The sequence below is a fragment of the Kitasatospora sp. NPDC097643 genome (genome assembly GCF_040302625.1).
Lineage (GTDB): Bacteria > Actinomycetota > Actinomycetes > Streptomycetales > Streptomycetaceae > Kitasatospora.
Genome location: NZ_JBEOSA010000143.1, coordinates 1 through 4080, shown reverse-complemented (window position 1 = coordinate 4080; position 4080 = coordinate 1). Strand labels below are relative to the sequence as shown.

Genomic DNA, 4080 nt, shown 5'->3' with positions numbered 1-4080 from the left:
ACGCCGTACTCGTCCAGCTCCGACAGAAGGCCGTCCACGCCCTCCCGGTCGGTGGTGTGGTCGTCCGCGAAACGACGGTCACCCGTCGCGTCCGGCACGTGCTTCACACAGACAACGATCCTCAAGCTCACGGCCTGTCTCCTGTACTGGTCTCGTCCGGCGGCTGCGGCTGTGCAAGCGGGCGCGAACACGGAAGGCACCCGCTCCGGGCAGCGGTGTTTCCCGTGCCGGTCCGGAACTTCCTGGCAGCATACTCGCCAGTAGCTCAGTGGTCACTACTGGCCAGTAGCTTACGCCGGGCGACTGCACTTGCCGCCTGCGCCCATCCTGCCCCAGGCCGACCCCGACACCACCCGACGGGGCGGCACTTCCGCGACCGGATTCGCCACCCTCGCCTTCACACCGCCTCGCCGAGCGCCGCGATCACGTCCGCCTTGCGCGGCAGCCCGGCGGCCCGCCGCACCACCCGGCCGCCCGCGTCCAGCACCAGGACGGTCGGCGTCCGCAGGACCGCCAGCCGGCGGACCAGCTCCAGCTCCGCCTCGGCGTCCACCTCGATGTGCGCCACCCCGTCGACCATGCCGGCCACCTCGGCGAGCACCCGGCGGGTGGCCCGGCACGGCTGGCAGAACGCCGTCGAGAACTGCACCAATGTGGCCCGCTCACCGAGCTCCCCGCCCAGCTCCGCCCCCGACAGCCGTACCGACCCGTCCTTGGTGCGCACCCTCAGCCTTCCGTCACGTCGTCCCCGCAGCAGCCCGAACGAGGCCGCCGCCGCCAGCACGACAACGCACACCACCCATCCGGTCATCCCCCCAGTCTGCGCCGTCGCCGCACGGCCCCGGAACGCAGGTCGACCGCCCGGGCCGGGCCCGCGTACGATCGGCGCGTGGACTCCGACCGCCTCGCCCCGCCGTTGCCGATCTCCCGCCGCGTCGTCGACCCGGTCCCGGCCACCACCTCCCGCTGTCGCTGACGAGCCCAGCCGCCGCCCGTCGCGACCCTCCCGGAGTCCTCGTGCAGATCGACCCCCGCGGTCCCCGCTTCTCCGCCCTGCTCACCTCCGTGGTGCTCGCCGCCGCGCTGATCACCGGCAGTGGCGCGCTGCTCGCCGCCCAGGCCCTCGTCTTCGCGTGGGGCGCCGCCGGCGGCCTCTGCCGCTCCCCCTACGGCTGGCTCTACCGGACCTTCGTCCGCCCCCGGCTGTCGCCGCCGACCGAGACCGAGGACGAGCGGCCGCCGCGCTTCGCCCAGGGCGTCGGCCTGGTCTTCGCCGCCGTCGGCACCCTCGGATACCTCACCGGGGTCATCTGGCTCGGCCTGGCGGCCACCGCCTTCGCCCTGGCCGCCGCCTTCCTCAGCGCCGCGTTCGGCTACTGCCTCGGCTGCGAGATCTACCCGCTCGTGCGGCGCGCCCAGGGCCGGCTCGGCGCCGGCGCCTGAAAAGTTCCCCGCCGGACTCATCACGGAGATCACACCGCGAAAATCCGGTTGACCGCACGGCTCAGGTGACAGCAGGCACTCGTTCGGGGGATCATCTCTCGTGTATCACCCGTGACCGCCGCGGCGTGCCGTGCTCCGGTCGGCCCCCGCGCAACGGCGCGGGTACCGCCGTACCGGGCCCCCGGCCCGTGGAAGTCAGGACTGACCGTGGCAGAGTTCGTGTACCCGCCGGTGATCCGCGCCGCACTCACCGCCTTCCGCGCACTCGACGTGCGGATCCGGATCGTGGGTGCCGAGCACATCCCCGCCGAGGGCGGAGCGGTCCTGGTCAGCAACCACATCAGCTACCTGGACTTCCTGTTCGCCGGCCTCGGCGCCTACCGCGGCGGGAAGCGCAAGACCCGCTTCATGGCCAAGGACGAGGTCTTCAAGCACCGGATCTCCGGCCCGCTGATGCGCGGCATGAAGCACATCCCGGTCGACCGCACCGACGGACAGCCCGCGTACGAGGCCGCCGTGCGCGCCCTCAAGGCCGGCGAGGTCGTCGGGGTGTTCCCCGAGGCGACCATCAGCCGCTCCTTCATGCTGAAGAAGTTCAAGACCGGCGCCGCCCGGATGGCCGCCGACTCCGGCGCCCCGCTGCTGCCCGTCGTCCTCTGGGGCACCCAGCAGCTGTGGACCAAGGGCCGGCCGAAGACCCTGACCAAGCGGCACGTCCCGGTCACCATCATGATCGGCGAGCCGATCCACCTCGGCCCGAACGACAAGCCCGTCATGGTCACCCGACGACTGCGCGCCGCCATGGCCGAGATGCTCGACCAGGCCCAGCGCGAGTACCCCGGCAAGCCCTCCGGCCCGGACGACACCTGGTGGCTGCCCGCCCAGCTCGGCGGCACCGCGCCCACTCTGGAGGTCGCCGAGGCCGAGGACGAGGCCGAGGCCCTCGCCAAGGCCGAACGCCGCGCCGCCCGGAGCTGACCCACCCGCGTCTACTCCGTGTGACCGAGTGAATGCGATACGTCGCGTGTCGCCCGGCCACCGACGCCGTCCGTCTGACACAGTGACAGCCCCTTTCGGGGGCCTTCGTCCTGAATCGGAGACGGAGCGAACGTCGGAGAGGTCGGAAAGGTCGCAGACGGAGATGACGAGGCAGACCACGAGGCAGACCCCCAGGACGGCCGCCACACCGCGGCCACCCGGCACCACCAAGGCCCGCACCCGCGCCAGCGCAGGTGCGGGCCTTCTGCTCCTGGGCACCCTGCTCACCGGCTGCGGGGCCGAACCCGGTGAGATCCCGCTGTCCGAGATCCGGCCGGACACCCCGACCGCCACCCCCGAGCCGACGCCCACCGCAAGCCCCGGCGTCGTCGGCGCCGCCGTCGGAGCACCCGCCGTCACCGCGCAGAACGGCCTGATCGTGGGCCGCGCCTACGTCGACGCCACCCGCGCCACCGCCATCGTCACCCTCGCGGCCGACGGCACCGGCCGACGCCAGGTCACCCTGCCCCCCGACGGCGCCCGCGACGACCGACCCGACTGGTCCCCCGACGGCAGCACGATCGCCTTCGACCGCACCGACCCGCAGAGCGGCGCCGCCCACCTCTGGACCGTCTCGGCCAGCGGCGACAGCGCCCACCAGATCGGCCAGCTCTGCGAAACCGGCGGCGCCGACTGCACCAACGAGGACGAACGCGCCCCCGCATACTCCCCCAACGGCAGACAACTCGCCTTCAGCCGCTCCTGGGGCGCGCTCGACCAGGCCCACAACAAGCAGATCCAGTACTCGGACCTCTACCTGATGAGCCCCGACGGCACCGACGTCCAGCGGCTCACCTTCCTCACCAACGACAAGCCGTACTCCGGCGAGGTCGGCAACCCCAGCTGGTCCCCGGACGGCAGACAGCTCACCTTCGAGTACCGCACCAGCGCCACCGGCCAGCCCGCCAACAGCCGGGCCCTCTACGTCGTCAGCGCCGACGGCACCGGCCTGCGCCAGCTCACCCCCTGGGAGCTGCGCGCCGGCGACCGTGCGAGCTGGTCCCCCGACGGCACCCAGATCCTGTTCACCACCTACCCGGCCGGCCCCGAGAACGCCCCCGGCGGCGGCATCTACACCGTCCACCCCGACGGCAGCGCCATCGGCGCCCTCACCCCCGCTCCCTCGGACGTCTTCTACGGTGCCGCCTCCTACGCGCCGGACGGCAAGTCCATCGTCTTCGCCCAGGCGCCGGCGGGCGGCAGCGCCGACCTGTTCAGCATGCGGGCCGACGGTACGGGCGTCACGCGGCTGACCAACAGCGCGGGCACCTGGCTGAGCCGGCCGAAGTGGGGCACGGCGGCGGCAGCTCCCGTCCAGTCCCAACCACAAGCCCAGCCCGACGAGGCACAGGCCGCGGCCCAGGCTCAGGGCCAGCCCTCGGCTCAGCCGTCGCCCCAGCCGTCGGATCAGCCGTCGGCAATCCCTCAGGAAGATGAGGAAACGCAGATCCAGAGCGGGTGAAATGCAGGTGAAATGCAAAGAACCCCCATCCGGATTCCGGATGGGGGTTCTTTGTGAATGATTGTTCGGCGGCGTCCTACTCTCCCACAGGGTCCCCCCTGCAGTACCATCGGCGCTGTGAGGCTTAGCTTCCGGGT

At 72.3% G+C, this 4080-nt stretch carries 4 protein-coding genes, 1 rRNA gene and 1 pseudogene; 3 read left to right on the top strand and 3 right to left on the bottom strand.

All coding sequences use genetic code 11. From position 1 onward, the window contains the following. A pseudogene (locus ABTY15_RS39435) lies at positions 1 to 131 on the bottom strand (electron transfer flavoprotein subunit beta); the annotation flags it as partial. A 266-nt stretch (positions 132 to 397) separates the two neighbouring features. After that, positions 398 to 811 (bottom strand): thioredoxin family protein, encoded by a 414-nt coding sequence (locus ABTY15_RS39430; RefSeq protein WP_350607506.1) that lies wholly within the window; start codon positions 809 to 811, stop codon positions 398 to 400. Positions 812 to 1017: 206 nt separating this feature from the next. On the opposite strand from ABTY15_RS39430, the gene ABTY15_RS39425 reads away from it, so the two are divergent. The 3 genes from ABTY15_RS39425 (at position 1018) to ABTY15_RS39415 (ending at position 3943) form a co-directional block, all read left to right on the top strand. Then, entirely contained in the window at positions 1018 to 1443 is a 426-nt protein-coding gene (locus ABTY15_RS39425) for a DUF4395 domain-containing protein (protein WP_350607504.1), read from the top strand. Positions 1444 to 1650: 207 nt separating this feature from the next. Next, complete coding sequence (locus ABTY15_RS39420; protein WP_350607501.1) at positions 1651 to 2421, top strand: lysophospholipid acyltransferase family protein; 771 nt, start codon at positions 1651 to 1653, stop codon at positions 2419 to 2421. Between the two features lie 163 nt (positions 2422 to 2584). Continuing rightward, positions 2585 to 3943 (top strand): TolB family protein, encoded by a 1359-nt coding sequence (locus ABTY15_RS39415; protein ID WP_350607498.1) that lies wholly within the window; start codon positions 2585 to 2587, stop codon positions 3941 to 3943. A 63-nt stretch (positions 3944 to 4006) separates the two neighbouring features. Here ABTY15_RS39415 and rrf read toward each other — a convergent pair. Next, positions 4007 to 4080 (bottom strand): 5S ribosomal RNA (gene rrf, locus ABTY15_RS39965); the annotation flags it as partial.